The sequence below is a fragment of the Roseateles sp. FW305-36 genome (assembly GCF_058787015.1).
This window is the reverse complement of the sequence record NZ_JBYSZK010000010.1, coordinates 139820-164749: the sequence shown is the minus strand read 5'-3', so window position 1 is coordinate 164749 and position 24930 is coordinate 139820. Positions and strand designations below refer to the sequence as shown.

Annotated in this window: 16 protein-coding genes; 7 read left to right on the top strand and 9 right to left on the bottom strand. The window is 69.2% G+C overall.

Annotated features, from left to right (window positions below):
- Positions 1–16 precede the first annotated feature (16 nt).
- From AC3WOE_RS19335 to AC3WOE_RS19320, 4 genes are read left to right on the top strand one after another with little or no spacing between them, the layout of a single operon-like run.
- The gene (locus AC3WOE_RS19335; RefSeq protein ID WP_492692721.1) at positions 17–772 is read left to right on the top strand and encodes a tetratricopeptide repeat protein; all 756 of its coding nucleotides are present in this window, start codon (positions 17–19) and stop codon (positions 770–772) included.
- Positions 772–2055 carry a 3-deoxy-D-manno-octulosonic acid transferase gene (locus AC3WOE_RS19330; RefSeq protein ID WP_492692720.1) on the top strand — a complete coding sequence of 428 codons (1284 nt, stop codon included), beginning with the start codon at positions 772–774 and terminating at the stop codon, positions 2053–2055. Before AC3WOE_RS19335 ends, AC3WOE_RS19330 begins: the two co-directional genes overlap by 1 nt.
- On the top strand, positions 2055–5063 hold the full coding sequence (locus tag AC3WOE_RS19325; RefSeq protein WP_492692719.1) for a fused MFS/spermidine synthase: 3009 nt from the start codon (positions 2055–2057) through the stop codon (positions 5061–5063). The genes AC3WOE_RS19330 and AC3WOE_RS19325 overlap by 1 nt, the downstream gene beginning before the upstream one ends.
- A complete protein-coding gene (locus tag AC3WOE_RS19320; protein WP_492692718.1) occupies positions 5060–5443 on the top strand; it encodes a GFA family protein in 384 nt (127 codons plus the stop codon). The genes AC3WOE_RS19325 and AC3WOE_RS19320 overlap by 4 nt, the downstream gene beginning before the upstream one ends.
- A gap of 9 nt (positions 5444–5452) precedes the next feature.
- Here the strand turns inward: AC3WOE_RS19320 and AC3WOE_RS19315 are convergent, their stop codons facing one another.
- The 4 genes from AC3WOE_RS19315 to AC3WOE_RS19300 are packed head-to-tail and all read right to left on the bottom strand — an operon-like array spanning position 5453 to position 10403.
- Complete coding sequence (locus tag AC3WOE_RS19315) at positions 5453–6868, bottom strand: efflux transporter outer membrane subunit (RefSeq protein ID WP_492692717.1); 1416 nt, start codon at positions 6866–6868, stop codon at positions 5453–5455.
- A 19-nt stretch (positions 6869–6887) separates the two neighbouring features.
- Positions 6888–8471 carry a DHA2 family efflux MFS transporter permease subunit gene (locus AC3WOE_RS19310; protein ID WP_492692716.1) on the bottom strand — a complete coding sequence of 528 codons (1584 nt, stop codon included), beginning with the start codon at positions 8469–8471 and terminating at the stop codon, positions 6888–6890.
- Positions 8472–8477: 6 nt separating this feature from the next.
- On the bottom strand, positions 8478–9566 hold the full coding sequence (locus AC3WOE_RS19305; RefSeq protein WP_492692715.1) for an HlyD family secretion protein: 1089 nt from the start codon (positions 9564–9566) through the stop codon (positions 8478–8480).
- 24 nt (positions 9567–9590) lie between these two features.
- Complete coding sequence (locus AC3WOE_RS19300) at positions 9591–10403, bottom strand: pirin family protein (RefSeq protein WP_492692714.1); 813 nt, start codon at positions 10401–10403, stop codon at positions 9591–9593.
- A 101-nt stretch (positions 10404–10504) separates the two neighbouring features.
- Between AC3WOE_RS19300 and AC3WOE_RS19295 the strand changes: the two genes are divergently transcribed.
- Positions 10505–11437: a LysR family transcriptional regulator gene (locus tag AC3WOE_RS19295; protein ID WP_492692713.1), complete on the top strand. Its 933-nt coding sequence runs from the start codon at positions 10505–10507 to the stop codon at positions 11435–11437.
- Here the strand turns inward: AC3WOE_RS19295 and ligA are convergent, their stop codons facing one another.
- Positions 11438–13465, bottom strand: coding sequence for an NAD-dependent DNA ligase LigA (gene ligA, locus AC3WOE_RS19290; RefSeq protein WP_492692712.1), 2028 nt, complete (start codon positions 13463–13465; stop codon positions 11438–11440). It abuts the gene before it with no gap.
- A 32-nt stretch (positions 13466–13497) separates the two neighbouring features.
- On the opposite strand from ligA, the gene AC3WOE_RS19285 reads away from it, so the two are divergent.
- Together AC3WOE_RS19285 and AC3WOE_RS19280 are read left to right on the top strand one after the other, a co-directional pair.
- Positions 13498–14049 carry a hemerythrin domain-containing protein gene (locus AC3WOE_RS19285; protein ID WP_492692711.1) on the top strand — a complete coding sequence of 184 codons (552 nt, stop codon included), beginning with the start codon at positions 13498–13500 and terminating at the stop codon, positions 14047–14049.
- 165 nt (positions 14050–14214) lie between these two features.
- Positions 14215–16068: a carbohydrate-binding module family 20 domain-containing protein gene (locus AC3WOE_RS19280; protein ID WP_492692710.1), complete on the top strand. Its 1854-nt coding sequence runs from the start codon at positions 14215–14217 to the stop codon at positions 16066–16068.
- On the opposite strand, the gene paeA is transcribed toward AC3WOE_RS19280, so the two are convergent.
- The 4 genes from paeA to smc form a co-directional block, all read right to left on the bottom strand.
- Positions 16058–17356, bottom strand: a complete 1299-nt coding sequence (paeA, locus tag AC3WOE_RS19275) for a polyamine export protein PaeA (RefSeq protein WP_492692709.1) — start codon at positions 17354–17356, stop codon at positions 16058–16060. The genes AC3WOE_RS19280 and paeA overlap by 11 nt on opposite strands.
- Positions 17357–17389: 33 nt before the next feature.
- Complete coding sequence (locus tag AC3WOE_RS19270) at positions 17390–20173, bottom strand: putative bifunctional diguanylate cyclase/phosphodiesterase (protein WP_492692708.1); 2784 nt, start codon at positions 20171–20173, stop codon at positions 17390–17392.
- A gap of 94 nt (positions 20174–20267) precedes the next feature.
- A complete protein-coding gene (locus AC3WOE_RS19265) occupies positions 20268–21317 on the bottom strand; it encodes a cell division protein FtsZ (protein WP_492692707.1) in 1050 nt (349 codons plus the stop codon).
- On the bottom strand, positions 21314–24829 hold the full coding sequence (gene smc, locus AC3WOE_RS19260; RefSeq protein WP_492692706.1) for a chromosome segregation protein SMC: 3516 nt from the start codon (positions 24827–24829) through the stop codon (positions 21314–21316). Before smc ends, AC3WOE_RS19265 begins: the two co-directional genes overlap by 4 nt.
- Between the last annotated feature and the right edge of the window lie 101 nt (positions 24830–24930).

Here is a 24930-nt window from a genome sequence, read left to right as displayed (position 1 = left end):
TCAAAGGGAGAATCACATGCCATTGATCGGAGGCTTGCACATCCTGATCGCGCTGTTCTGCGCGGTCCATGTCGTGCGCAGCGGCCAGCAGCTGTACTGGCTCTTCATCCTGTTCGCCTTCCCCTTGCTGGGCAGCGCGGTCTACTTCTTCGCCGTCTACCTGCCCAACTCGCGGCTGGAGCGCGGCGCCTTCAAGGCCGTGTCGGCCGCGGCACGCGCCCTGGACCCTGGCCGTGATGTGCGCGAAGCCCGTGCGGCCTTCGACGTCTCGCCGTCGGCCCAGAACCAGATGCGCCTGGCCGAAGCCCTGCTGAACAACGGCGAGGCGCCCGAGGCGGCGCGGCTCTACGAAGGTGCGCTGAAAGGGCCCTTCGCCAGCGACCCCGACCTGCGCTTCGGCGCTGTGCGGGCCTATGTCGAGTCGCAGCGCTTCGACGCCGCCCTGCCCCATCTGCAGACGCTGAAGGCCGAACGTCCCGACTACCGGCCCGACCAGGTCCTGCTGCTGCTGGGGCGCTGCTACGCCGGCACCTCGCGCTCGGCGGAAGCCCGTGAGAGCTTCGAGGCCGCGGTGCGCCAGTACGGCAGCTTCGAGGCCCACGCCGAATACTCGATCTGGGCCCTGGCCACGGGTGACGCCGCGACCGCAGCGCGCCTGCAGACCGAGATCGACCGCCAGGTCAGGCAATGGAATCCCGTCAGCCGCGAGCTGAACGACCCCGTCATGCGCCGCCTCAAGGCCGCCCATGAACTGGCGCGCAAGGGTGGTTGATGCCTGAGGGCCTCGCGCTGGCCCTGTATGCGGCCGCGCTGCGGCTGCTGACGCCGTTTTATCTGCTGCGGCTGTGGCGGCGCGGCGCCAAGGAAGCGCTCTACCGCCACGCCCTCGGCGAACGGCTGGGCTTCTACAAGGGGGCGACCCAGCCCGGCCGGTTGTGGATCCACGCTGTCTCCCTCGGTGAGACACGGGCGGCCAGTGCCCTCATCGATGCCTTGCGCGCCCGCGACCCGGCGCTGCGCTTCCTGCTGACGCACTCGACCGCCACAGGCCGCGAGGCCGGTCAGTCGTTGCTGCGCGACGGCGATGCCCAGGCCTGGCTGCCCTACGACACGCCGGGCGCCGTGCGCCGCTTCCTGCGCCATTGGCGGCCCCGACTCGGCGTGCTGATGGAGACCGAGGTCTGGCCGATGCTGCAGCGCGAGGCCGAAAAAGCCGCGCTGCCCATGGTGCTGGCCAATGCCCGCCTGTCGGACAAGAGCCTGCGCCAGGGCCAGCGCCTGGCCGCGCTGATGCGGCCGGCCGCGCGCCGCATGAGCCTGGCCCTGGCCCAGACCGAAGCAGACGCCGAGCGCATTCGCGCCATGGGCATGGCCCGCGTCGAGGTCGCCGGCAACCTGAAATACGACATCGCCATGGACCCGGCCCTGATCGCCCGCGGCCAGGCCTGGGCGCGCCAGCTGGGCCGACCCGTGCTGATGCTGGCCGTCAGCCGCGAAGGCGAGGAGAAGGCGCTGCTCGACGAGTGGGTCAAGCAGCCCTCCCCGCGCCCGCTGCTGGCCATCGTGCCGCGCCACCCCCAGCGTTTCGACGAGCTCGCCGAACTCATCGAAGCCGCCGGCCTGAAGCTCGCGCGCCGCAGTGCCTGGACCGACGAGCCGCCGCCCCAGGCCTTCGCCGCCGACGTCTGGCTGGGCGACTCCATGCGCGAGATGCCGCTGTACTACGGCCTGGCCAGCGTGGCCCTGCTCGGCGGCAGCTTCGAGCCCCTGGGCGGCCAGAACCTCATCGAGGCCGCGGCCTGCGGTTGCCCCGTGCTGGCCGGGCCCCACACCTTCAACTTCGCCGAAGCGGCCGACCTGGCGATTGCCGCCGGCGCGGCCCTGCGTTGCGCCGACCTGCACGACGCCGTCATCCGCGGCCTGGCCCTTTGCAGCGACGAGGCATCCCGCCAGGCCATGGCCGCGCGGGCCCAGGTCTTCTCCCGTGCCCACCAGGGTGCGGCCGCACGCATGGCGGCTGCCCTGCTGACCAACCCCTCCCCACCCAGTACGTGATGAGCACCGCTCCCCTTGCCGCCAGAACGCGTTGGACCCTGCAATTCCTGTTCGTGCTGTCGGGATGCGCGGCGCTGATCTACCAGTCCATCTGGACGCATTACCTGGGTCTGACGCTCGGCCACGCGGCCTATGCCCAGACTCTGGTGCTGATGATGTTCATGGGCGGCATGGCCCTGGGCGCCTGGGGCGTCAGCCGCATCACGGCGCGGCTGCGTCGCCCCATCGCGCTGTACGCCGGCGCCGAAGCCCTGATCGGCGTGTTCGGCCTGATCTTCCACGTCGTCTTCGTCGCCTACAGCGCCTACAGCCAGGACCATGTGCTGCCGGCCCTGAAGAGCGCCGGCGCCGCCACGACCTGGCAATGGCTGAGCGCGGCGGCCCTGATCGCGCCGCAGACGGTGCTGCTGGGCGCCACCTTCCCGCTGCTGGCGGTCGGCGTGCTGCGCCTGCCCGGCAGCCAGCAGGGGCAGACCCTGGGCGGCCTGTACTTCACCAATGGCATCGGCGCCGCCCTCGGGGCCCTGGTGGCCACCTTCGGCCTGCTGCCGGCCGTCGGCATGCCGGGCGCCCTGCAGGCCGCCGCCGGGCTCAACCTCGCCGTGGCCGCGGCCAGCCTGGCCCTGAGCCTGGCTTCGCGGGAAGGTGGCGCGATCGCCGCCGCGCCGGCCGCCGACCATCCGGAAGACGCCGGCCCGGGCCGCCTGCTGCCCGCCCTGCTGGTCGCCACCTTCCTGTCCAGCGCCGCCTCCTTCGCCTACGAACTGGGCTGGGTGCGCATGCTCAACCAGGCCCTGGGCAGCAGCCTGCACAGCTTCGAGCTGATGCTGGCTGCCTTCATCGCCGGCCTGGCCCTGGGCGGCCTGTGGGTCAGGCGCGTGGGTGACCGCATCGGCGACCTGGTGCGCTATGCCGGCTTCGTGCAGGTGGCCATGGGCCTGTGCGCGATGGTCTCGGTGGGCCTGCTGGGCAGCGCCTACAACTGGGTACCGTGGCTGCTGCAGGCGCTGGCGCGCAGCGCCGCCGGCTACACCCTCTACAACCTGGCCACGGCCGGCATCGCCCTGCTCATCATGATGCCGGCGGCCTTCTTCGCCGGCATGACGCTGCCGCTGTTCACGGCGGCCCTGCTGCGCCGCGGCGCCGGTGAGCGGGCCATCGGCCAGGTCTACGCGGCCAATACGCTGGGCGCCATCCTGGGCGTGCTGGTGGCGGCTCACTGGCTGATGCCTGCCCTCGGCGTGGGGCTGATGCTGCTCGTGGCCGCGACCGCCGACCTGTGCATAGGCCTGGCCCTGCTGCGCGGCTCCAGCCCCGGCCGCTGGACCGGGAGCAGCGTGGTCGCGGCGGCCCTCGGCGCGGTCGTGCTGGGCGGCATGCTGCAGTGGGGGCGGCCGGATCCCCTGCTGCAGTCCGCGGGCGTCTTCCGCTATGGCAACACCGACACCCGCGGGCGCGAGCTGCAGTTCTATCGCGACGGTGCGACCGCCAGCATCTCGGTCGTGCGCAAGGACAACCTCTCCATCATCGCGACGAACGGCAAGCCGGACGCAGGCTGGACCGCCCTCGACCAGCCGCCCAGCGCCGACGAGATCACCATGCTGATGCTCGGGGCGCTGGCGCTGTCGACGCATCCCCAGCCCCAGGACATCGCCGTCATCGGCTGGGGGTCGGGGCTCAGCACCCACACGCTGCTGGGTTCGCCCGTACCGCGCCGCGTCGACAGCATCGAGATCGAGCCGGCCATGTGGGAAGGCGCCAAGGCGCTGGGCGTCCGCAATGTGCGGGCCTATGCCGATCCGCGCTCGCATGTCCATTTCGAGGACGCGCGGGAGTTCTTCGCCCGCGGCCAGCAGCGCTACGACATCGTGGCGTCCGAGCCCTCCAACCCCTGGGTCAGCGGCGTGGCCAGCCTGTTCACGCAGGAGTTCTACCGCCGCGTCAGGAGCAGCCTCAAGCCCGACGGCCTGCTGGTGCAGTGGGTGCACGGCTACGAGATTTCCGACGCGCTGCTGGCCGAGATGATCGCGGCCCTGATCAGCGAGTTCCCGAACAGCGAGCTCTACTTCGTCGACTCCACCGACATGCTGATCCTGGCGCCGCAGAACAAGCTGGCGCCGCTCAGCGACCTGCCCTGGCGCACCAAGGCGCTGTCGGCCGAATTGAAGCGCGTCGGCCTGCGCTCGCCGGCGGACCTGGCGGCGCGCCGCGTGGGCGGGCCGGCCGTGTTGCGCAGCTATGTGCGCATGCAGGCGGCCCGCGCCCACTCCGACTTCTTCCCGACGATCTCGCTGAACGCGCCACGGCAGCGCTTCCAGGGGGCCCAGGCCACGCTGCTGCTGCGCGTGGGCACGTCGGGCCTGCCGGTGCTGCCGGTGCTGGATTGCCGTGCGGCGCTGCCGGCCGCGACCCGGCTCGGTCCCGCCGTCAACCATCCCATCCTCGAGGCACGCCAGCAGGCGGTCGCGGCACTGCAGCGCTTCGACGGCCACGATGCCGGCAGCGACCACAGCGGCGACGGGCTCACGCGCCTGGTCGATGCCCTGCAGGCCCAGCGCAAGGGGGCGACGGCTCTGGACGAAGACAGCCTGCTGATCTACCTCGCCAACCTGGCGCAGGCCGTGCTCGGCCACGTCGACGGTGCCGATCAGCAGGCGCTGTGGGATGTCGCCGCCTGGCAGCGAGCCCAACCGGGGCTGTCGCCGCGCACCCTGCAGGTGCTGGCGCTGTACGCCTCGGTGTCGCGCCGCGACTGGCCTGCCGTCGAGTCACAGGCCCGGCAGCTGCTGGCCCAGCCGCCCGGCCCGATGCCTGAGGCCCTGAACGAACAGATCCTGGTGCTCGGCATGCTGGCAGGCCTGGCCCAGGGCAAAGGGGATGCGGTGCAAGCCTGGGAGGCGCAGTGGTCGGCGCGAGTGCCGCCGGCGGGGCTCGCGGAAACCCGGCGATTCCTGAAGGCCTGGGAAGATGGCCACGAACATGTCTGTTCGACAAAGGACCTGCGTTGAGCCACGACACCCGCTACGTCGGCCAGTGCCTGTGCGGCCGGGTGCAACTGGCCGTGCGCGGCGCGCCGCTGCGCGTGGGCATCTGCCATTGCATGGACTGCCGCAAGGAGAGCGGCTCGGCCTTCACCTTCTACGCCGTCTGGCCGGCCGCGCAGTTCGAGTCCAGCGGCGAGACGGCCGAGTTCCACGGCCAGCGCTTCTGCCCCCACTGCGGGTCGCGGCTGTTTTCGCTCGACGAGCAGGAGGCCGAGATCAAGCTCGGCGTCCTGTCGCAGGCGCCCACGCCACTGGTGCCCAGCTACGAGCTCTGGGTCAAGCGTCGCGAGCCCTGGCTTCAGGCCGTGCCGGGCGCCGAACAGTTCGACGAAAACCGGCGCTGAGGACGGTCCTCAGCTGCCCTGCTGGGCCCAGCCGCCGCCCAGCGCCTTGACGAGCTGGGCCGTGGCGGCCCATTGCGCACCGCGCAGCTGCGCCAGGGCACGCTCGGTGGCCAGCGGCGTGCGCTCGGCCTCGGTCACGTCGAGATAGCTGACGGCGCCCTTGTCGTAGCGGCTCGTGGCCACCTTCAGGGCCTGGCTGCTCGATTCCAGCGTGCGGTTCTGGGCTTCCACGACGGTCGCGCGACCCTGCAGTTCGGCCAAGGCATCGTCGACTTCGCGCAGGGCCTGCAGCATGCGGCCGCGGAAGACGGCGAGGGACTCGTCGACCTGGGCCTTGCTCGAGGCCAGATTGGCCTTGTTCTTGCCACCTTCGAAGAGGGGCAGCGAGATGCTGGGACCGAAGTTGTAGAGGCGCGCCGGGGCCGACACGAGGTCGCCCAGCTCCTTGCTCTGGTAGCCGAAGCTGCCGGTCAGGCGGATGGACGGATAGAAGGCGGCTTCGGCGATACCGACCTGGGCGGTTGCAGCGTGAAGCTGAGCCAGGCTCTGGGCCAGGTCGGGGCGGCGCTGCAGCAGCTCGGACGGCAGGCCGGCGCGGATCTGCGGCGGCACCGGCAGGGAGTAGCCGGCCTGCAGCTTGAGGTCGGCAGCCCCCTGGCCGGTCAATGCGGCGATCTGGTTCAGCACCAGGGCCTGGCGGCGCGGCAGGTCGGCCACGTCGGCATCGGCCGAGGCGAGTTCGGCGCGCACGCGCTCGAGATCCTGGGTGGTCGACGAACCGGCATCGAAGCGAGTCTGGGCGACCTTGAAGGCGTTGGCGCGGCTGTCGCGCAGGCGTTGCAGGGCCAGGCCTTCATCGGCCAGGGCCCGCCATTGCCAGTAGGCGGCGGCGACGTCGGCCGTCAGCGCGACGCGGGCGGCGGCGGCGTCCAGCGTCGTGGCATCGAGCTGGGCCTGCGAGGCCTCGGCCTGGCGCTTGACGCGGCCCCAGAGGTCGAGTTCCCAGCCGAGCGAGGCCTGGATGCCGGTCTGCGTGCCGTCGAAGGTGATGGCCTGGCCACCCAGGACCGGCGTCGTCACCGACTTGGCCGAGGTGCGCAAGCTGGTGACGCTGCCGCCGACGTCGACGCGCGGCAGTTCGTCGGCCCTGACACCGGCATAGACGGCACGGGCTCGCTCGACTCGAGCGGCCGCTGCGGCCAGCGTGGGGCTGGCCTGCAGGGCTTGTGCTTCCAGCGCATTGAGCTGAGCGTCGCCGAACATCAGCCACCAGTCGCGCTGCAGTTCGGCGCCGGCCACGGGGCTGGCCGCGCGGTAGGCCGCGGGTGCGTTGGCGGCAGGCGCCTGGTAGTTGGGGCCCAGCGTCGTGCAGGCGGCCAGGGCCGCGGTGGCGACGAGGGTGAGGACGGTCTTGAGCTGGATCATGGTGATCTCTCTTTTCGAATCAGTGGGCCGCTTCGGCGGCGGCGGCGCCGCCGAGCACCTTCTTGCTCATCCAGACGATGAACACGCAGCTGATGAGGGCGATGCCGAGAATGAGGAAGGCGTCGTTGTAGGCCATGACGAAGCTGTCGCGACGCACCACGTTGTCCAGGGCCTTCATGGCCATGTCCTGAGCGGTGGCGAGGTCCATGCCCTTGCTGGCGAAGTTCTGCGCCAGCGTGTCCAGGCGGGCTTGCGTCGCCGGGTCGTAGAGGCTGACGGCCTCGCCCACGCGGGCGCTGTGCAGATGCTCGCGGTTGGTGAGCAGCGTGGCCAGCGTGGCGATGCCGACCGAGCCGCCGAGGTTGCGCATCATGTTGAACATGCCCGAGGCGCTCGGCAGCAGGTTGGGCGGGATGCCATTCACCGCGAAATTGGTCAGCGTGATCATGATCAGCGGCTGGCCCAGGGCACGCACGATCTGCGCGGCCAACAGCTCGGGGCCGGCCGTGTCGGCGCTCATGTGCGTGTTCATGAAGCAGGACGTCGCGAACAGCGCCAGGCCCAGGCTCATCATCACGCGGTTGTCCAGCTTGGTGGACAGCTTGGCCGCGAAGGGCATGATGAAGAGCTGCGGCAGCCCCATCCACATGATGACGATGCCAATCTGCATCGGCGTGTAGTTCGCGATCTGGCCGAGATACAGCGGCAGGATGAAGGCCGAGCCATAGAGACCCATGCCGGTCGTGAAGGCGATGACGCCGGCGATCAGGAAGCTCGGTCGGCCGAGGATGTGCAGGTCGATGAAGGTGTTCTTGCGCGTCAGGCCGCGCCAGGCCCAGCCGTAGATGCCACCGATGGCCAGCACGGCGGCCGTGATGATGAAGGGGCTCTGGAACCAGTCCTTGGCATTGCCCTCTTCGAGCATCGCGGTCAGCGAGCCCAGACCGATGGCCATGAAGGCAATGCCCCACCAGTCGACGTCGCGCAGCAGCTTCAGGTTCATCGGCTCCTTGTCCAGGCCGATGCTGACGCCGAGCATCAGCAGGATGCCGGGGGCCCAGTTGATGTAGAAGATGCTGGGCCAGCCATAGAGCTCGGTCAGATAGCCGCCCACGGTCGGGCCGAGGGTCGGGGCCAGCGTCGCCGTCATGCCGAACAGGGCCAGGCCGATGGGGCGCTTGTTCAGCGGCAGCTTGCGCGTGACCAGGGTCATCGCCATCGGGATCATGACGCCACCCGTGAAGCCCTGGGCCGCACGGAAGGCGATCATCGATTCCAGGCTCCAGGCCATGCCGCACAGCGTGCTGAAGATCAGGAACAGCGCGACGTTGACGACGAGGTAGCGGCGCGTGGAGAAGACCATCGCCAGGAAACCCGCCAGCGGGATGACGACGATCTCGGCGACCAGGTAGGCGCTGGAAATCCAGGAGCCCTCTTCCTGCGTGGCCGACAGCGCGCCGAGGATGTCCCGCAGCGAGGAGTTGGTGATGGCGATGTCCAGCACCGCCATGAAAGCACCCAGCAGGCTGGCCAGCACGGCCAGCCAGGTGCGGCCGCTGACCTTCTGGTCGGGCGGCGGCGGGAGGTAGTTTTCGTTGCCCATGGTCGCTTACTCAGCGATCTCGACCTCGACCTGCACCGACAGCCCCGGCACGATGCGGTTCGCCGCCTCGCCCAGTTCCTTCAGGCTCTCGGCCTCGAACACCAGCTTGACCGGCACGCGCTGGACGATCTTGGTGAAGTTGCCGGTCGCGTTGTCCGGCGGCAGCAGCGCGAAGCTGGCGCCCGAGGCCGGGGCGAAGCTGTCGACATGGGCGAGCAAGTCCTTGCCCGGGAAGGCGTCGACCTTGACATGCACCTTCTGGCCCGGCTTCATCCTGGCGAGCTGGGTCTCCTTGAAGTTGGCGACGATCCAGGTCTCGGGTTCGACGATGGCCGCGAGCTGCTGGCCCGGCTGCACGCGCTGGCCGACTTCGACCGTGCGCTTGCCGATGCGGCCGTCGCTGGAGGCCTTCAGCTCGACATAGCCGAGCTGGTTCTGGGCATCCTTGAGCTGGGCCTGGGTCGCGCTCTTCTGTGCGTTGGCCGACTGGCGGGCGCTTTCGGCAGCGACGACGGCTTCCTTGGCGGCCGAGGCACTGGCCTTGCGGGCGGCCAGGTCGGCGCGAGCCACGTCACGCGCGGCGATGGCGGCGTCGAGCTCCTGCTTGGAGGTGGCGCGCAGTTCGGCGCCGAACAGGGTCTGGCTGCGCTTGGCGTCCAACTCGGTGCGGGCCAGCACGGCTTCGGCCTGCGTCACTTGCGAGGACGTCGCCGCGGCTTGTGCCTTGGCCTGGGCGATCTGGGCGGCGCTGGTGGCGATGCTCGCGTCGGACTGGGCGATCTGGGCCTTGAGGCGCTCGATCTGCACGGCCGCGTCGGCCGGGTCCAGGCGCAGCAGCACGTCGCCGGCCTTGACGATGGCGTTGTCCTGCATGCGCATCTCGGTGACGACACCGGCCACGCGGGTCGCGACCGGGTGGATGCGGCCGGCGACGAAGGCGTTGTCGGTCTCCACCAGATGCTGGCTGCGCCACCACATGCGGCCACCCAGGCCGATGCCGCCGATCAGCAGGATGGCGCCGACGATGAGCAGGGGCACGGGCGGGCCACTCTTGGCAGGCTTGGGGGCGGCGTTGTTCTCTTGCGGTGCGTTCATTTCGAGTTCCTTGTTTTCGCGTGTTCAGAGTTGTCGGGGGCTGAGGCGGCCCATGCCGCCGGACTGGAATCGCTGCAGGGCAGCCACGACCTGGCCTTCGTCGCTCATGACGAAGGGGCCGTGGCGCACCACGGGTTCATGCAGGGGCCGGCCGCAGAAGCAGGCCAGGCGCAGGGCCTCGTCGGCCTTGACGCGGGCGCCGCCGCCCACGGGCAGGCTCAGGGCCCGGCCGGCGCTCAGCGGCAGTTCCTTGGTACGGCCACTGCCCTGGATGACGAGGGCGAAGCCCTGCTCACCCTCGGGCAGCACGAAGTCGAAAGTGGCGCCGGCGGCGATGTCGACCAGCACCAGGGACGTCGACCAGGGCAGTTCCAAGGCGGTGTCGGCACCAAAGACCTGAATCGCGCGCCAGCCCTCGCCTTCGCGGCGCGGCATCTGCTCCGGGGCCAGGCGCATCACGGTGGGCGCGCGCAGCTTCTGGTCGGCCGGCAGGTTGACGAAGATCTGCAGGCCATGGGCTTCGCGGCCAGGCTCGGCCGGGAATTCGTCGTGCATGACGCCGCGCCCGGCCAGGGTCCAGTGCAGGCCGCCCGGAGGGATGGCGTGCTCGCCGCCCAGGGAGTCGCGGCTGACCAGGCCGGTGGCCGAATCGTCGAAAAGATAGGTCACCGCCGAGAAGCCGGCATGGGGATGGGGCGCGAACACCGACTCGCTCATGCGGAAGTGGTCGACCATGATGAAGGGGTCGAGCAACGCCAGCGGCTCGCGCAGGCCGTCGGCCTGGAAGCCGGCACCGATGCGGTGCCTTTGGGGCTGGAGAAGACGGGGTGTTGACATCGTGCGGCGGACTGTAGAGAGTTCCATTTCCTGTGAATAGCCACGAAACTCAAACGGACCGTTCCAGAAACGAAACGAAATAAAACGAGACCTCCGACGCCATGAAGATCGACGACCTCCTGCTGCTGGCCCAGGTTCACAAGGCCGGATCGCTGTCCGAGGCCTCCCGGCAGCTGGACCTGCCCAAGGCCACGCTGAGCCGGCGCCTGACGGCGCTGGAGACCTCGGTGGGGGCTCGCCTCTTCGTGCCGGGTGCCAGCCGGCTGACGCTGACCGAACTGGGCGAACAGCTGGCCGAGCGCGCCGCGCGCCACGACGACGACATCGCCGAGACTCGCCACTGGCTGGCCTCGCGCGAGGCCACGCCCCAGGGGCGGCTGCGTGTTTCAGTGCCGGCCGAGTTCGCCATGCTGGTGCTGGCCGAGAGTTTTTCGCGCTTCGTGCGCCGCTATCCCAAGGTGGAGCTGGAGATCGACACGACGCCGCGCCGCGTCGACCTCTTCAACGAGCCTTATGACGTGGTGGTGCGAATGGGGCCCGTGGACGAACCCGACCTCATCGCCCGCCGCTACATGCTGCTGGAGCGTGGCCTCTACGCCAGTCCGGTGTATCTGCAGGCCCGGCCCGCGCCACAGACGCCGGCCGACCTGGCCGATCATGACTTCGTCGTGCTGAGCCAGGCCAAGGGCATGTACCGCAAGCTGCTGAACGGCAAGCAGACGGCCGAGGTGGATCTGCATGGCCCGCTGGAGGCCAATTCCATCGGCCTGGTGCTGTCACTGACGCGGGCCGGCGGCGGCATCGCCAGCTTCCCCTTCGGCATGGTGGCCAGCGACATCGAGGCCGGCACCCTGGTGCCGGTGCTGCCGGAATGGAGCTATGAGCCGCTGCCGGTGACGCTGCTGACGGCGAGTCGCCGCCTGATGCCGGCCAAGACGCGGGCCTTCATCGACCATCTGTTCGAGACCGTGCCCGAATGGGCACACGTGAAGGGCGTGCTGGGGCCGGACGCGCTGCCTGCCCACCGGCCCTGATCAACCTGCCAGCAAATCCCTCAGGCCCGCCTCGTCCAGCACCGGCACACCCAGCGCCTGGGCTTTGTCCAGCTTGCTGCCCGCGTCTTCACCCGCGATGACGTAGTTCGTCTTCTTGGACACCGAGCCGCTGACCTTGCCGCCGGCTGCCTCGATGAGGGCCTGGGCCTCGTCGCGGCTCAGCACGGGGAACTTGCCGGTCAGCACCAGGGTCTTGCCCAGCAACGGTCGCGGCCGGTCGTCGGCCTCGCCTTCGCTTTCCTTCGGAGCCACGCCGGCCGCCAGCAGTTGCTCGACGACCTCGCGGTTGTGCGGCTGGGCGAAGAAGGTGTGGATGCTGGCCGCGACGATGGGGCCGACGTCGGGCACTTCCAGCAGCTGCTCGACGCTGGCGTTCATCAGCTTGTCCAGCGTGCCGAAATGGCGGGCCAGGTCCTTGGCCGTCGTCTCGCCGACCTGGCGGATGCCCAGCGAAAACAGGAAGCGCGCCAGCGTCGGCGTCTTGCTCTTCTCCAGCGCGTCGACGATGTTCCGGGCACTCTTCTCAGCCATGCGGTCCAGGGCCGCGAGCTTGGCGACGCCGAGCTTGTAGAGGCCGGGCAGGCTTTGCACGATGCCGGCGTCGACGAGCTGCTCGACCAGCTTGTCGCCCAGGCCCTCGATGTCCATGGCGCGGCGGCCGGCGAAGTGCAGCATGGCCTGCTTGCGCTGGGCCGGGCAGAACACGCCGCCGGTGCAGCGGTATTCGATGCTGCCCTGCTCGCGCGCCGCCTCGCTCCTGCAGATGGGACAGGCGCGTGGCATGTGGAAGTTGGGCACATAGCTCGGCCGCTGGCCCGGCAGGCGGCCGACGACTTCGGGAATGACGTCACCGGCGCGGCGGATGATGACCTTGTCGCCGACGCGCACGCCCTTGCGGCGCATCTCGAAGACGTTGTGCAGCGTGGCGTTGCTGACCGTCGTGCCGCCAACGAAGACGGGGTCCAGCCGCGCCACCGGCGTCAGCTTGCCGGTGCGACCCACCTGGATGTCGATGGCCAGCAGCGTCGTCACCTGCTCCTGGGCCGGATATTTGTGGGCCACGGCCCAACGCGGCTCGCGGGTCTTGAAGCCGAGCCGGGTTTGCAGCTCGCGCGAGTTGACCTTGTAGACGACACCGTCGATATCGAAGGGCAGGCCGTCGCGCGCTTCGGCCACCCGCTGGTGGAATTCGACGAGGCCAGCCGTGCCGGCAGCCACCGTGCGCATGTCGTTGACCGGCAGGCCGAAGACGGCCAGCGCGTCCAGCAGGCCGGACTGCGTCGCCGGCAGGTCCCAGCCCTGCACCTCGCCCAGGCCATAGGCATAGAAGCTCAACGGCTTGTCGCGCGCCTGGCGCGAGTCGAGCTGGCGGATGGCGCCGGCGGCCGTGTTGCGCGGGTTGACGAAGGTCTTGTCGCCCTTGGCGCGCTGGCGCTCGTTCAGCGCCTCGAAGGCGTCGCGGCGCATGTACACCTCGCCGCGCACCTCCAGCACCGGCGGTGCGTCACCCTTGAGGCGCAGCGGGATCTGGCCGATGGTGCGCACGTTGTGGGTGACGTCCTCGCCCGTCTCGCCATCGCCACGCGTGGCGGCCTGCACCAGCACACCGGCCTCGTAGCGCAGATTGATGGCCAGGCCGTCGAACTTCAGCTCGGCGTTGTAGTCGACCGGCGCGTCACCTTCCTTCAGCCCCAGCTCGCGGCGCACGCGGGCATCGAAGGCGATGGCACCGCCCTCCGTCGTGTCGGTCTCCGTCGTGATCGACAGCATGGGCACGACATGGGCCACCGGCGTCAACCCCGGCAGCACGGCGCCGATGACGCGCTGTGTCGGCGAGTCTGGTGTCAGCAGCTCGGGGTGGGCCGCCTCGAGGGCCTGCAGCTCCTGGAACAGCTTGTCGTACTCGGCATCCGGCAGGGCCGGCTGGTCGAGCACGTAATAGAGATGGGCGTGATGGTTGAGCTGGGCGCGCAGTTCGGCGGCGCGCTGGGCTGGCGTGGCGGTCATGGGGGCATTGTCGCGGCGGGAGAATGGCCGGCATGACATCCCGCGTCGTCCTGCATGCCGGCCCCGCCGTGGGCTTCGACCAACCCTTCGAGATGCTGGCCGCCTGCCATGAGCGCGTGCAGCGCAGCCTGGACCTGCTGCGGCGCCTGCATGCCCATGTGCTGGAACGCGGCGTGGACGCCCAGGCCCGCGACGCTGCCGCTGACGTGCTGCGTTATTTCGACAAGGCCGGCCCCGCCCACCACGAGGACGAAGAGCGCCACGTGCTGCCGCGCCTGCGTGCCGCAGGCCTGGCCGACATGGCCGATCGCCTGCATGCCGACCATGGGGAGATGACGCGGCTGTGGGCTCAGCTGCGTGAACCTTTGCTGGCCTGGACGCGCAACGAATCTGCCGACCTGGACGAGACTTCGTTACTTCACTACATCGATCTTTACGACGCCCACATGGCCATCGAGGACGGCCAGGCCTTCGCTGCGGCCCGCGCCGGTCTTCTAGAAGACTCGCTGGCCGCCATGGGAAATGAAATGGCGTCTCGTCGCCGAAGCACACCTTCCGACACATCTTCGTCGACGTCGTCCTAGGGGTATTTTCTCGGCTTAGGTAGTTTTCCTACAGTCATTCATCCCCGCTCTGCCTAGAGTTCGCGCACTTTCCCAACAGCGGGAAAGGCGGCCAGGGCATGCAGTCGAGTGGCCGAATCCAGCCGCCCCGCAACGAGGGCGGCGGTCGAACCAACCGGAGACAACATGCTCAAGCTGCCGCACGCGAGCCGCCGGCTCGCACTCGCCCTCACGCTGGCCCTGACGGCCGGCGTCACCCCCTCTGCCCTCGCGCTGAACCCGAACTCCACGTCGGTGCAGATGTTCGAGTGGTCCTGGCCCGACATCGCCACCGAGTGCACGCAATGGCTGGGCCCCAAGGGCTTCGGCGGCGTGCAGATCTCGCCACCGGGCGCATCCAAGAACGCCAACGGCTGGTGGGGCGTCTACCAGCCGGTCAACTACGTGAACCTGACCAGCCGCATGGGCACGCCCAGCCAGCTGCAGACCATGATCAACACCTGCCACACGGCCGGTGTGCGGGTCTATGCCGACATCGTCGTCAACCAGATGGCCGATGGCAGCGGCACGGCCACCGACGGTTCGACCTGGAATGCCGCGACGCTGGCCTACCCCTACTTCAGCGCCAACGACTTCCACGCCAACTGCAACATCAACGACGCCGACTACAACTCGCCGTCGGGCCGCAGCAATGTCCAGAACTGCCGACTCGGCGGCCTGCCCGACCTGGCGACCGAGAGCAGCTATGTGCAGGGCCAGATCGTCAACTACCTGAAGGCCCTGCTGGCCATGGGCGTCGACGGCTTCCGCATCGACGCGGCCAAGCACATGCCGGCCAGCGCCTGGACGTCCATCATGAACACGGTCAAGGCCGCCTACCCGACGACGCTGAAGGGCGAGCCCATCTGGGTCACGCAGGAAATCATCAACGACGGCGAGGTGGACCGGCCCAGCTACTTCCCGGTCGGCACGCTGAACGAGTTCCAGTTCACGTCGGCCATGCGGGACATCTTCCGCAACAACAACGGGCTGAACCTGGCCAGCATCCCGACCGTGATGGGCACCTGGGGCAACTGGGGCGGCAGCTGGGGCTTCATCCAGCCGCAGAACGCCACCGTCTTCATCACCAACTGGGACACCGAGCGCAACGGCGGCTCGCTGAACATCAACAACAACGGTGGTGCCGACTCGGGCGGCCAGCGCTACACCCTGGCCCACATCTTCATGCTGGCCCAGGGCTATGGCGAGGCCCAGCTCTACTCGGGCTTCAAGTTCACCGACACCGGCGCCGACCGGCCCAGCGCCAGCCCCTACAGCGGCGGCGTGCCGCAGATCAACGTGGTCTGGGACTTCGCCCACCGCTGGACGCCGCTGGCCAATATGGTGGCCTTCCGCAATGCCGCCATCAACCAGGCCCAGCAGAACTGGATCGTCGGCAACAACGGCAACCAGGTCGCCTTCAGCCGCGGCAATGTCGGCTTCGTCGCGTTGAACAACAGCGCCAGCGCCTGGACGCGCACCTTCGCCACCGGCCTGCCCGCCGGCGTCTACTGCAACGTCATCAACGGCATCAAGAACGCCGCCGGCACCGGCTGCACGGCCGACTCGGTCACGGTGGACGCCAGCGGCAACGCCAGCTTCACGGTGCCCGCCAACAACAGCGCCAGCAACCCCGCCGTGGCCATCTACACCGGCCAGAAGACGACCAGCGGCGGCAGCAACTGCTCGGTGACCTTCACCATCGCCAATGCCAACACGGTGACGGGCCAGAACCTGCGCGTCGTCGGCAATGTGACGGGCCTGGGCGCCTGGGCGCCGGCCTCGGGCTTTGCGCTGACCATCCAGGGCTCGGGCGCCAATGTGCCGTGGAGCGGCACGGTCAGCCTGCCGGCCGGCACGGCGATTCAGTACAAGTACGTGAAGTGGGACGGCTCGACGGCCACCTGGGAAAGCAACCAGGCGACCAGCAGCGGCAATCGCGAGTTCACGAGCTGCGCCAGCGGCTCTCAGTCTCGCGCCGACGGCAACTTCAAGTTCTGACGGCAGGCGCTACCGCGGTGATCATGACCTGGTCCACGCGGTGGCTGTCGACGTCGACGACCTCGAAGCGCCAGCCTTCCCACTCCACGACATCGGTGCGCCGCGGGATGCGGCGCAGCATCACCATGAGGAAGCCGGCCAGGGTGTCGTAGGTGCCGGCATGCGGCCAGGTCTCGATGCCCAGCGAGCGCTGCACCTCGGGGATGGGCGTGATGCCGTCGGCGAGGAAAGATCCATCCTCCCGGCGCACGATCTGCTCCTCGTCGCTCGGTGCGACGAGGCTGCCCATCACCGTGTTCATCACGTCGTTCAGCGTGACGACGCCAACCACGCGGCTGTATTCGTTGACGACGACGGCGAAGTCCTCGTGGGCCTCACGGAACTGCATCAGCATCTCCGACAGCGTCAGCCGGTCCGGCACGATCAGCACCTTCTTGACGATGACGGCAGGCTCTCGCAGCGAGATCGCCTCGTCGCGCAGCACGCGCTGGAACAGGTCGGTCGCATCCACATAGCCAACCACCTCGTCGATCTCCCCGGCGCACACCAGGTAGGTCGAGTGCGGTGCCTCGGCGATGCGGTTGCGGATCAGCACATCGTCGTCATCCCGAGAGAAGAAGACGATGCGCTCGCGGGCCGTCATCACCGTCTCGACGATGCGCGTGTCCAGCTCGAAGACATTGGCGATGACCTGCTGCTCCTCGTCGGCGACGACACCGGCCTGATAGCCCGCCTCGGTCAACGCCAGGATGTCGCGATAGCTGATGGTCTCGTCGCGCTTGGCCGGCAGGCCCAGCAGGCGGATCAGCCCTTCGGTGATGCCGCTGAAAGCCCAAGCCAGCGGCTTGAGCACGCGGCACAGCAGCAGCATGGGCCCGACCAGGGTCATGGCCACGCGCTCGGGCTCGTTCATGGACAGGCGCTTGGGCACCAGGTCGGCCATGACGATGAACAGCGCCGTGATGCTGACGAAGGAGGCCGCAAAGCCCAGGGTCGCGGCCAGCTCGGGCGCCACCACCAGCCGCAGGGCCGCTTCGAAGTGAGGCGTGAAGGCGCCCTCACCCACGATGCCGGCCAGGATGGCCACGGTGTTGACGCCGATCTGCACGACGGTGAAGTAGTCGCCCGGGTGCTCCTGCACGGACAGCACCTTGGCGGCGCGGGCGTCGCCGCCGTCGGCGCGCTGCTGCAGGTTCAAGCGGCGGGATGCGGCCAGCGACAGCTCGGCCATCGAGAAGAAGGCGCTGGCGGCGATGAGAAGGGCAATCAGCAGCAGGCTGGTGGTCAAACGCCGGGTCCGTGGTCTGGATGGACGGTCAGTTTATGCCGCCACCCCGGCCTCGCGACCGACCTTCTCCATGAAGGCCGTCGCGTCCGCCACCGGCACGGGGCGTGCATAGCCAAAGCCCTGCATCACGTCGCACTGCCAGCCGCGCAGGCAGGCTTCCTGGGCGGCGTCCTCGACGCCTTCGGCCACCACCGTCATGCCCAAGCTGTGCGACAGCTGGATCATGGCTTGCACGATGGCCGCGCCGCCCTCGTCCTGGCCGAGGTCGCGCACGAAGGCGCGGTCGATCTTCAGGCGGTTGATGGGGAAGCGCTTCAGATAGGCCAGGCTGGAATAGCCGGTGCCGAAGTCGTCGATGGCCAGGTGCAGGCCCAGGGAACGCAGCTCGGCCATCTTGGCAATCGTGGCCTCGGCGTCGTCCATCATGGCGCCCTCGGTGATCTCCAGCTCGATGAAGTGCGGGTCCATGCCCGTGGCAATCAGGGTCTCGCGTACCGAAGTCATGAACTCCGGATGCTGGAACTGCCGCGGCGAGATGTTGATGGCCACGACCGGCTGGCCCAGGCCGCTGTCGTGCCAGGCCTTGGCCTGGCGGCAGGCCTGCTGCAGCACCCAGCGGCCGATGGGCACGATCAGGCCGGATTCCTCGGCCAGCGGGATGAAGCGGTCCGGCGGGATCAGGCCTTCGGGGCTGCGCCAGCGCAGCAGGGCCTCGAAGCCCGACAGCTTGCGCGTGCTCAGCTCGCACTGGGCCTGGTAGAAGAGTTCGAGCTCGCCGCGGTCCAGGGCTTGCGACAGGCGAGCCTCCAGCTGCAGCCGGCCCTGCTGGTCGTCCAGCAAGCCCTGGGTGAAGACCACCGCGCTGTTGCCGGGCTGGCCCTGGGCATGCCGCATGGCGAGCTGGATGGCCCTGGCGATGTCCGCGGTCTGGTCGCCGTCGCGCGGGTATTCGGCGGCGCCCACGCTCAGGGTCACGGCAAGCTGCTGGCGCTGCACCTCGAAGACCGGCTGCATCACCAGCAGCAATTGCTCCAGCAGGCCACGCAGGGCCGCGTCGTCGCCCGACGCCGGCACGATGGCACCAAAGGACAGCCCGTCCATGCGATAGAGCCGGCCGCCGGCCGCCTCGACGACCGACTGCAGCCGCGCGGCCACCTGACACAGCAGATCGTCACCGGCGGCATGGCCCAGGCTGCCCATGATGCGGCTGAAGCGGTTGATGGCGATACCCAGACCGATGAAGCTGTGGTTGCCGAGCTCCTTGGCCCGCAGCTCCAGCGCGCGGCGATTGGGCAGGCCGGTGACGCGGTCGTGCAAGCCGACGTAGGCAAGTTCGGCGTTGTGCGCCTGCAGCGTGCGGTTGGCCTTGCGGGCACGGCGGTACAGGGCCACGGTCAGGAAGACTACCGCGAGCATGGCGATGGCCAGGACGAGGATCAGCAGCCTTTCGCTGCGATGGCGTTCGAGCTGGCTGGCCTGCAGCTCGTTGTCATGCTTGAGGGCCTCGAGGGCGCGCTGGTTCTGCTCGAAGCTGGAGCGGCGCTGCAGTTCCAGCACGGTACTGACGCGGTCGTTGCGCACCAACTCGGCCTCCAGGGCCAGGGCCTTGCGCGACTGCTGAACGGCACCCGCCACGTCGCCCAGGGCTTCCAGCAGATCGGCATGGCGGTTCAACTGCTCCATCAGGCGCACCTTGCGCCCCTGCTTGGCCAGCGAGGCCAGGCCCTGGTTCACCAATTGCTCGCCCGCGGCCTTTTGACGCAGGCCGAGCCGCGCCAGCCCCGCGCTGATCGTGGCCACGGTCACGGCGTCTTCGTCGCCGCCGTCCTGCCGCGCCAGCTTCAGCGCCCGCTCCGCATAGGCCAAGGCGGCCGTGAAGTTGCGCGCGCTCAGATGCAGGTCGGCCAGTTCCTGCACCACCTCCGCCTGGGTGTTCAACCAGGTCGCGCTGCCGCTGGCCGGGTTCACGACAGCAGCGCTCGCGGCCACGGCAGGCTCAATGCTGGCAGCCAGACGGCGCGCCTGCTCCCGCGCGCGATCCCGGGCCATGGGACGGCCCGCCTCCTCCTCGACCAGCGATTCGATCAGCTTGGCTGCGAGCTGCAGGGAGGGGCTGCCGGCCGTTTCGGCGAAGCGAAAGGCCCGCTGCGCATCCGCCCGGGCGCCGTCGATGTCACGCAGGGCCAGCCGGATGGGGGCCAGCGCGCTGTGGGCCGTCGCGGCCCGCCGCGGGTTGGACTGGGTCTGTGCCGATAGTCCTGCCGCCGCGTAGGCCTTCAGACCCTCCGGCAGATGGCCCGTTGCCAGGCTGATGTTGCCGGCCGTCATGAAGACCCAATAGCGCAGCGGCTCGTCCTGCGTCTTCTCGACCCAGGGCAGGGCCTCGTTCATCCAGCCATAGGCGGCATTCATGCGCCCCGACAGCTGCAGCATGGTCGCCCGCAGCCCATAGGCCGAGGCCATGGCCGCAGCGTTGTGTTCACGCTCGCCCAGGTCGATGAGCTCGGCCGTCGCCGCATCGACGACGGTGAACTGGTCCATCAGGCCATGGGCATAACCCCAGGCGGCCAGGAAGACGCGCAGGTTGTCGCCGCCCAGAGCCCGGGCCTGCGCTTCCAGCGGGCGCAACCGCGCCACCACCTCGGGCGGCTCGTTGCCATAGCTCGCCTCGATGGCTTCGATCTGCTGGGCCAGCGTGGGGGCAGCCAGACAAGCGGGGCTGAACAGCGAAGCCAACGACAGCAACCATCCCGACAGCCAGAAGCTGGCGGTCGCAAGACGGGTGGGACTGAAAGCTGAGGTGAAACCGCTGCGCATCGGGCCTGCAAGCCGTGTGACGTGCAGACTATAGGAGCTTCGCCCCGCCAGCGGTCAGCCAGACCGCGGCGTTTGCGCGGCCAATGTCACGCCATCAGCTGAACAGGCGGCGCGCGGCGGGCGAGCCGGCGGCCAGGTCGCGCTCCGCCAGGGCCTCGTAAAGCTTCTTGAGCTCGACATCGATGGCCGCGAACGCATGCAGACCCAACACCTGGCCGCGGTCGTCGCAAACCTCGGCCTCGAGATCGCGGGACAGCGCGCGCGCCGACTCCTGCCAGAGCGCGAAGGGCTCGTGTTCGGCGGCCGTCTGCGGCACGTCCAGGGCCAGCGTCAGCTCGCGCAGGGACAGGGCCTCGGGGTCCTCAGCCAGGGCCGCCTGGGCATCGAATTGCAGGGTTAGCACCGGCGGCGCGCCCTCCTCGCCCGAAGGCAGCACCAGGCGCCCCGGCAAGGCGCCGGCGACAAAGCCATGGCGGGCCGCCGCCTGCTGGACAAAGCCGGGCGTCCAGGCCGTGGCCTTGGCACGCAGCAACAGGGCCAGCTGGGCATCGTGGCTGGCCGCGAACTGGTCCAGTTCGCGGGCACGGGCGACGACGTCCAGCATGTCGGGGAACTGCACGAAGCCACCGACGCCGTCGGCAAAGGCCTGCACCTTCTGCACGAACTCGGAGTACTCGATCTCGTTCAGCGCGCCGCTGCGGTTGGCCATCTTCAGGCCGGCCTGGAATTCGCTGTAGCGCTGGCCGGGCGCGGGCAGTTCCCAGTCGCCGGTCTCCGTGTTCAGACCTTCGATCTGCAGGGGCTTGGTGCCGGCGCGACGGCTGCCGGGCTGGTGCTGCAGGGCGAGCTCGCCCGAGACGGGCTGCTCGACGGTGATGGCCGCGATGGCGTCGATCAGCGCATCGATGCGCGCGGACGGGCGGCGCAGCGGGCGCGCCACGGCGGGCAGCGTCACTTCCAGCGGCTCGGCCTCGGCAGCGCCTTCGACCGGCATGGCGGGGGGCGCATCGAAGGACGGCTCCTCCATCGGCGGCACGGCGCGCTTGGGACCCGCCTTGCGCGCGGCCCAGGCGCCATGGGCGACGACACCGGCCAGCACGAGGCCGCCGGCCATGGCCAGCAGCTGGGTCAGGGTAACGCTCATGCCGCCTCCGCCATCGCCAGGGCCTTGTCCATGTCGACGGCGACGATGCGGGACACGCCCTGCTCCTGCATGGTGACGCCGATCAGTTGTTCAGCCATTTCCATCGCGATCTTGTTGTGCGAGATGAAGAGGAATTGCGTGCCGGCGCTCATCTTGGTCACGAGGCGCGCATAACGCTCGGTGTTGGCGTCGTCCAGCGGTGCATCCACCTCGTCCAGCAGGCAGAAAGGCGCCGGGTTGAGCTGGAAGATGGCGAACACCAGGGCGATGGCCGTCAGCGCCTTCTCGCCGCCCGACAGCAGGTGGATGGTGCTGTTCTTCTTGCCGGGGGGCTGGGCCAGCACCTGCACGCCGGCGTCCAGGATCTCGTCGCCGGTCATGACCAGCCTGGCCTGGCCGCCGCCGAAGAGCTCGGGGAACATGCGCCCGAAGTGCTCGTTGACCTGGTTGAAGGTCGAGCCCAGCAGGTCGCGCGTCTCGAGGTCGATCTTGTGGATGGCGTCTTCCAGCGTCTTGATGGCCGCATTCAGGTCGGTGCACTGCGCGTCCAGGAAGGTCTTGCGCTCGCGGGCCGCCGTCAGCTCGTCCAGGGCTGCCAGGTTGACGGCACCCAGGGCCGCGATCTCGCGGTTGATGCGGTCGATCTCGCCCTGCAGGCCGTAAAGCTTGACGCTGCCTTCTTCGACGGACCTGGCCAGGGCTTCCAGGTCGACGGCGGCGGCTTCGAGCTGCTCGCGGTACTGGGCGCCACCGAGCTGAGCAGCCTGTTCTTCCAGCTGCAGCTTGGTGATGGCCTCGCGCAGCGGGTCCAGGCTGCGCTCGAACGTCATGCGCTGCTCGTCGGCCTTGCGCAGGCGCAGGGACAGGTCGTCATAGCTGGCGCGCACCGCAGCCAGGGCCTGCTCGCGCTCCATCTTGAGGGCCAGCGCGTCCTGCAGGCCGGCCTGGGCGGCGGCGTCGTTCAGCGTGTCCAGCTCGGTCTGCAGGCTGGCGGCCGAGGCAGCCACCTGGCCGATCTGGGCCTGGGCGGTCTCGATGCCGCGCTGCAGTTCGCCACGGCGGGCGGCCAGGGTCTGGGTGGCGAAACGGGCTTCCTGTGAACGGCGCTCCAGCGTGCGCAGTTGCTCGCGGGCATCGGCCAGCTTGCGTTCGGCGGCGATGACGCCGTCGTCGAGTTCGGCATGGCGCTGCTGGGCGTCGCCGAGCTGGATGTCCAGTTCCTCGAAGCGGGCCTCGCCGACGGCACGGCGTTCCTGCAGGCCTTCCTGCTGCTCGGCGATCTCGGCCAGTTCGGCATCCAGGGCGCTGCGGCGCTGCTGGCTGGCCTCGGCCTGCTGAGTCAGGCGCAGCAACTCGACGTGGATCTGGTGAGCGCGGGTCTGGGCCTCGCTGGCCTCGCGGCGCAGCGTCGTCAGGCGGCCGTTGGCGTCGTTGAACTGGTGCTCGACGCGCGACAGGGTGAGGCGTGCCTCGTCGGCGATCAGGTTCTGGGCGCGCTGGGCCGTCGTCAGCTGCTCGATCTCCTGGGCGCGGGCCAGCAGGCCGGCCTGCTCGGAGTCGGGCGCGTAGAAGGTCACTGAGAACTGGCCGACGGCATGGCCCTGCGGCGTCAGGATCAGCTCGCCATGGGTCAGCTTTCCGCGCGCAGCCAGGGCGTCGTCGAGGTTGGGTGCCGTGTAGACGCCTTCCAGCCAGTCATTCAGCAGCGCGACCAGGCCGGCATCGTTCAGCTTCAGCAGCGAGGTCAGCTTGGGCAGGGTCTCGTGCGTGTTGGCGATGGAGCCAGCCGGCGTCGAATAGAAGGCCAGGCGGGCCGGCGGCGCGTCGAGCTCGAAGGCCCGCACCGTGTCCAGGCGGCCTACGCTGAGCGCACCCATGCGCTCGCGCAGCGCGGCTTCCAGCGCGTTTTCCCAGCCTTGGCTGATGTGCAGTTGGGTCCACAGGCCCTGCAGGCCGTCGAGGCCATGCTTGGCCAGCCAGGGTTTGAGCTTGCCCTCGGTCTGCACCTTTTCCTGCAGGGCCTTCAGGGCCTCCAGGCGGGCGGTCAGTTCGGACTGGCGCGCGAGTTGGGCGTTGGCGTCCTGCTGGGCGGCGCGGCGCTGCTCTTCCAGCTGGGGCAGTTGCTCGGCCAGTTCCTGCAGGCGGGCGTCCGACAGGTCGCGCGACTCGTCGGCCTCGGCGCTGCGGGCCTTCAGAGCTTCAAGCGCCTCGTTGTCCGGCGCGCCCAAAGCGCGCGACTCGGCCGTCAGCCGGCCCTCGCGCTGGCGCAGCGCCCTCGCCTGCTCGTCGACGCTGCGGCTTTCGGCCGCCAGCACCTGGATCTGCTGCTGGACCTGGGCGACCTGGGTGCGCTGCTCGTTGGCACGGGCCTGAGAAGCGCGCAGGGCGTCTTCGGCGATGGGCAACTGGCCCTGCTGCTCCTCGGCCTGGGCGGCCAGGATCTCGCTCTGCTCGTCGGCGCCGGCGATCTGCTCGGCAATGCCTTCGAGCTCGGCGGTGGATTGCTCGACGCGCTCGCGCCACTGGCCGTCCTGGGCATGCAGTTCGGCCAGGCGCTGCTGGGCCCGGTTGCGGCTTTCGACGACGAAGCGGATGCGTTCTTCCAGCCGGCTCACTTCGAGCTGGGCATCGGCAAAACGGCCTTGCGAAGCGTGCAGTTCATCGCCCGCGGCGTAATGCTGCTGACGAACTTCTTCCAGTTCGGCCTCGACGGCGCGCAGCTCAGCGGTGCGCGACTCCAGCGCGTTGAGCGCCTCGGCATGGGCGGTCTTCACCCGCGCCGCTTCACTGCCGGCATCGCGCAGCTTCAGCCACCAGAGCTGGTGCAGCTTCAGCGTGCCGGCGTCCTGCAGGCCACGGTAGCTGGCCGCCACCTCGGCCTGGCGCTCCAGCTTCTCGAGGTTGGCGTTGAGCTCGCGCAGGATGTCGTCGACGCGGGTCAGGTTCTCGCGCGTGTCCTTGAGCCGGTTCTCGGTCTCGCGGCGGCGTTCCTTGTACTTCGAGACGCCCGCGGCTTCCTCGAGGAAGAGGCGCATCTCCTCAGGCTTGCTCTCGATGATGCGCGAGATGGTGCCCTGGCCGATGATGGCGTAGGCCCGCGGCCCGAGGCCGGTGCCAAGGAAGACGTCCTGCACGTCGCGGCGACGCACCGGCTGGTTGTTGATGAAGTAGGAGCTGGTGCCGTCGCGCGTCAGCACGCGCTTGACGGCGATCTCGGTGAACTGGTTCCACGGTCCGCCGGCGCGGGCCGATTGGTTGTCGAACACCAGTTCGACACTGGAACGCCCCGCCGGCTTGCGGTTGCCCGAGCCGTTGAAGATGACGTCCTGCATGGACTCGCCACGCAGCTCGCTGGCCTTGCTTTCGCCCAGCACCCAGCGCACCGCATCCATGATGTTGGACTTGCCGCAGCCGTTGGGGCCGACGACGCCAACGAGTTGCCCCGGCAACTGGAAGGTCGTGGGTTCAGCGAAGGATTTGAAGCCGGCCAGCTTGATCGAATTCAGCCGCATGTAGCTCGGACGTAAGCCCTTGATTTGGCTAAAGAAAAGCGCCTTTCAGGGGCGCTTCAACGGGGTCGGATGATAGCATTCGCACCCTCTCAGAAAGCCTT

Excerpts from the sequence above, each read along its gene's own strand:
- AC3WOE_RS19335 (WP_492692721.1), top strand. The coding sequence starts at position 17 with ATGCCATTGATCGGAGGCTTGCACATCCTGATCGCGCTGTTCTGCGCG.
- AC3WOE_RS19330 (WP_492692720.1), top strand. The coding sequence starts at position 772 with ATGCCTGAGGGCCTCGCGCTGGCCCTGTATGCGGCCGCGCTGCGGCTG.
- AC3WOE_RS19325 (WP_492692719.1), top strand. The coding sequence starts at position 2,055 with ATGAGCACCGCTCCCCTTGCCGCCAGAACGCGTTGGACCCTGCAATTC.
- AC3WOE_RS19315 (WP_492692717.1), bottom strand. The coding sequence starts at position 6,868 with ATGATCCAGCTCAAGACCGTCCTCACCCTCGTCGCCACCGCGGCCCTG.
- AC3WOE_RS19310 (WP_492692716.1), bottom strand. The coding sequence starts at position 8,471 with ATGGGCAACGAAAACTACCTCCCGCCGCCGCCCGACCAGAAGGTCAGC.
- AC3WOE_RS19305 (WP_492692715.1), bottom strand. The coding sequence starts at position 9,566 with ATGAACGCACCGCAAGAGAACAACGCCGCCCCCAAGCCTGCCAAGAGT.
- AC3WOE_RS19300 (WP_492692714.1), bottom strand. The coding sequence starts at position 10,403 with ATGTCAACACCCCGTCTTCTCCAGCCCCAAAGGCACCGCATCGGTGCC.
- AC3WOE_RS19295 (WP_492692713.1), top strand. The coding sequence starts at position 10,505 with ATGAAGATCGACGACCTCCTGCTGCTGGCCCAGGTTCACAAGGCCGGA.
- ligA (WP_492692712.1), bottom strand. The coding sequence starts at position 13,465 with ATGACCGCCACGCCAGCCCAGCGCGCCGCCGAACTGCGCGCCCAGCTC.
- AC3WOE_RS19285 (WP_492692711.1), top strand. The coding sequence starts at position 13,498 with ATGACATCCCGCGTCGTCCTGCATGCCGGCCCCGCCGTGGGCTTCGAC.
- AC3WOE_RS19280 (WP_492692710.1), top strand. The coding sequence starts at position 14,215 with ATGCTCAAGCTGCCGCACGCGAGCCGCCGGCTCGCACTCGCCCTCACG.
- AC3WOE_RS19270 (WP_492692708.1), bottom strand. The coding sequence starts at position 20,173 with ATGCGCAGCGGTTTCACCTCAGCTTTCAGTCCCACCCGTCTTGCGACC.
- AC3WOE_RS19265 (WP_492692707.1), bottom strand. The coding sequence starts at position 21,317 with ATGAGCGTTACCCTGACCCAGCTGCTGGCCATGGCCGGCGGCCTCGTG.
- smc (WP_492692706.1), bottom strand. The coding sequence starts at position 24,829 with ATGCGGCTGAATTCGATCAAGCTGGCCGGCTTCAAATCCTTCGCTGAA.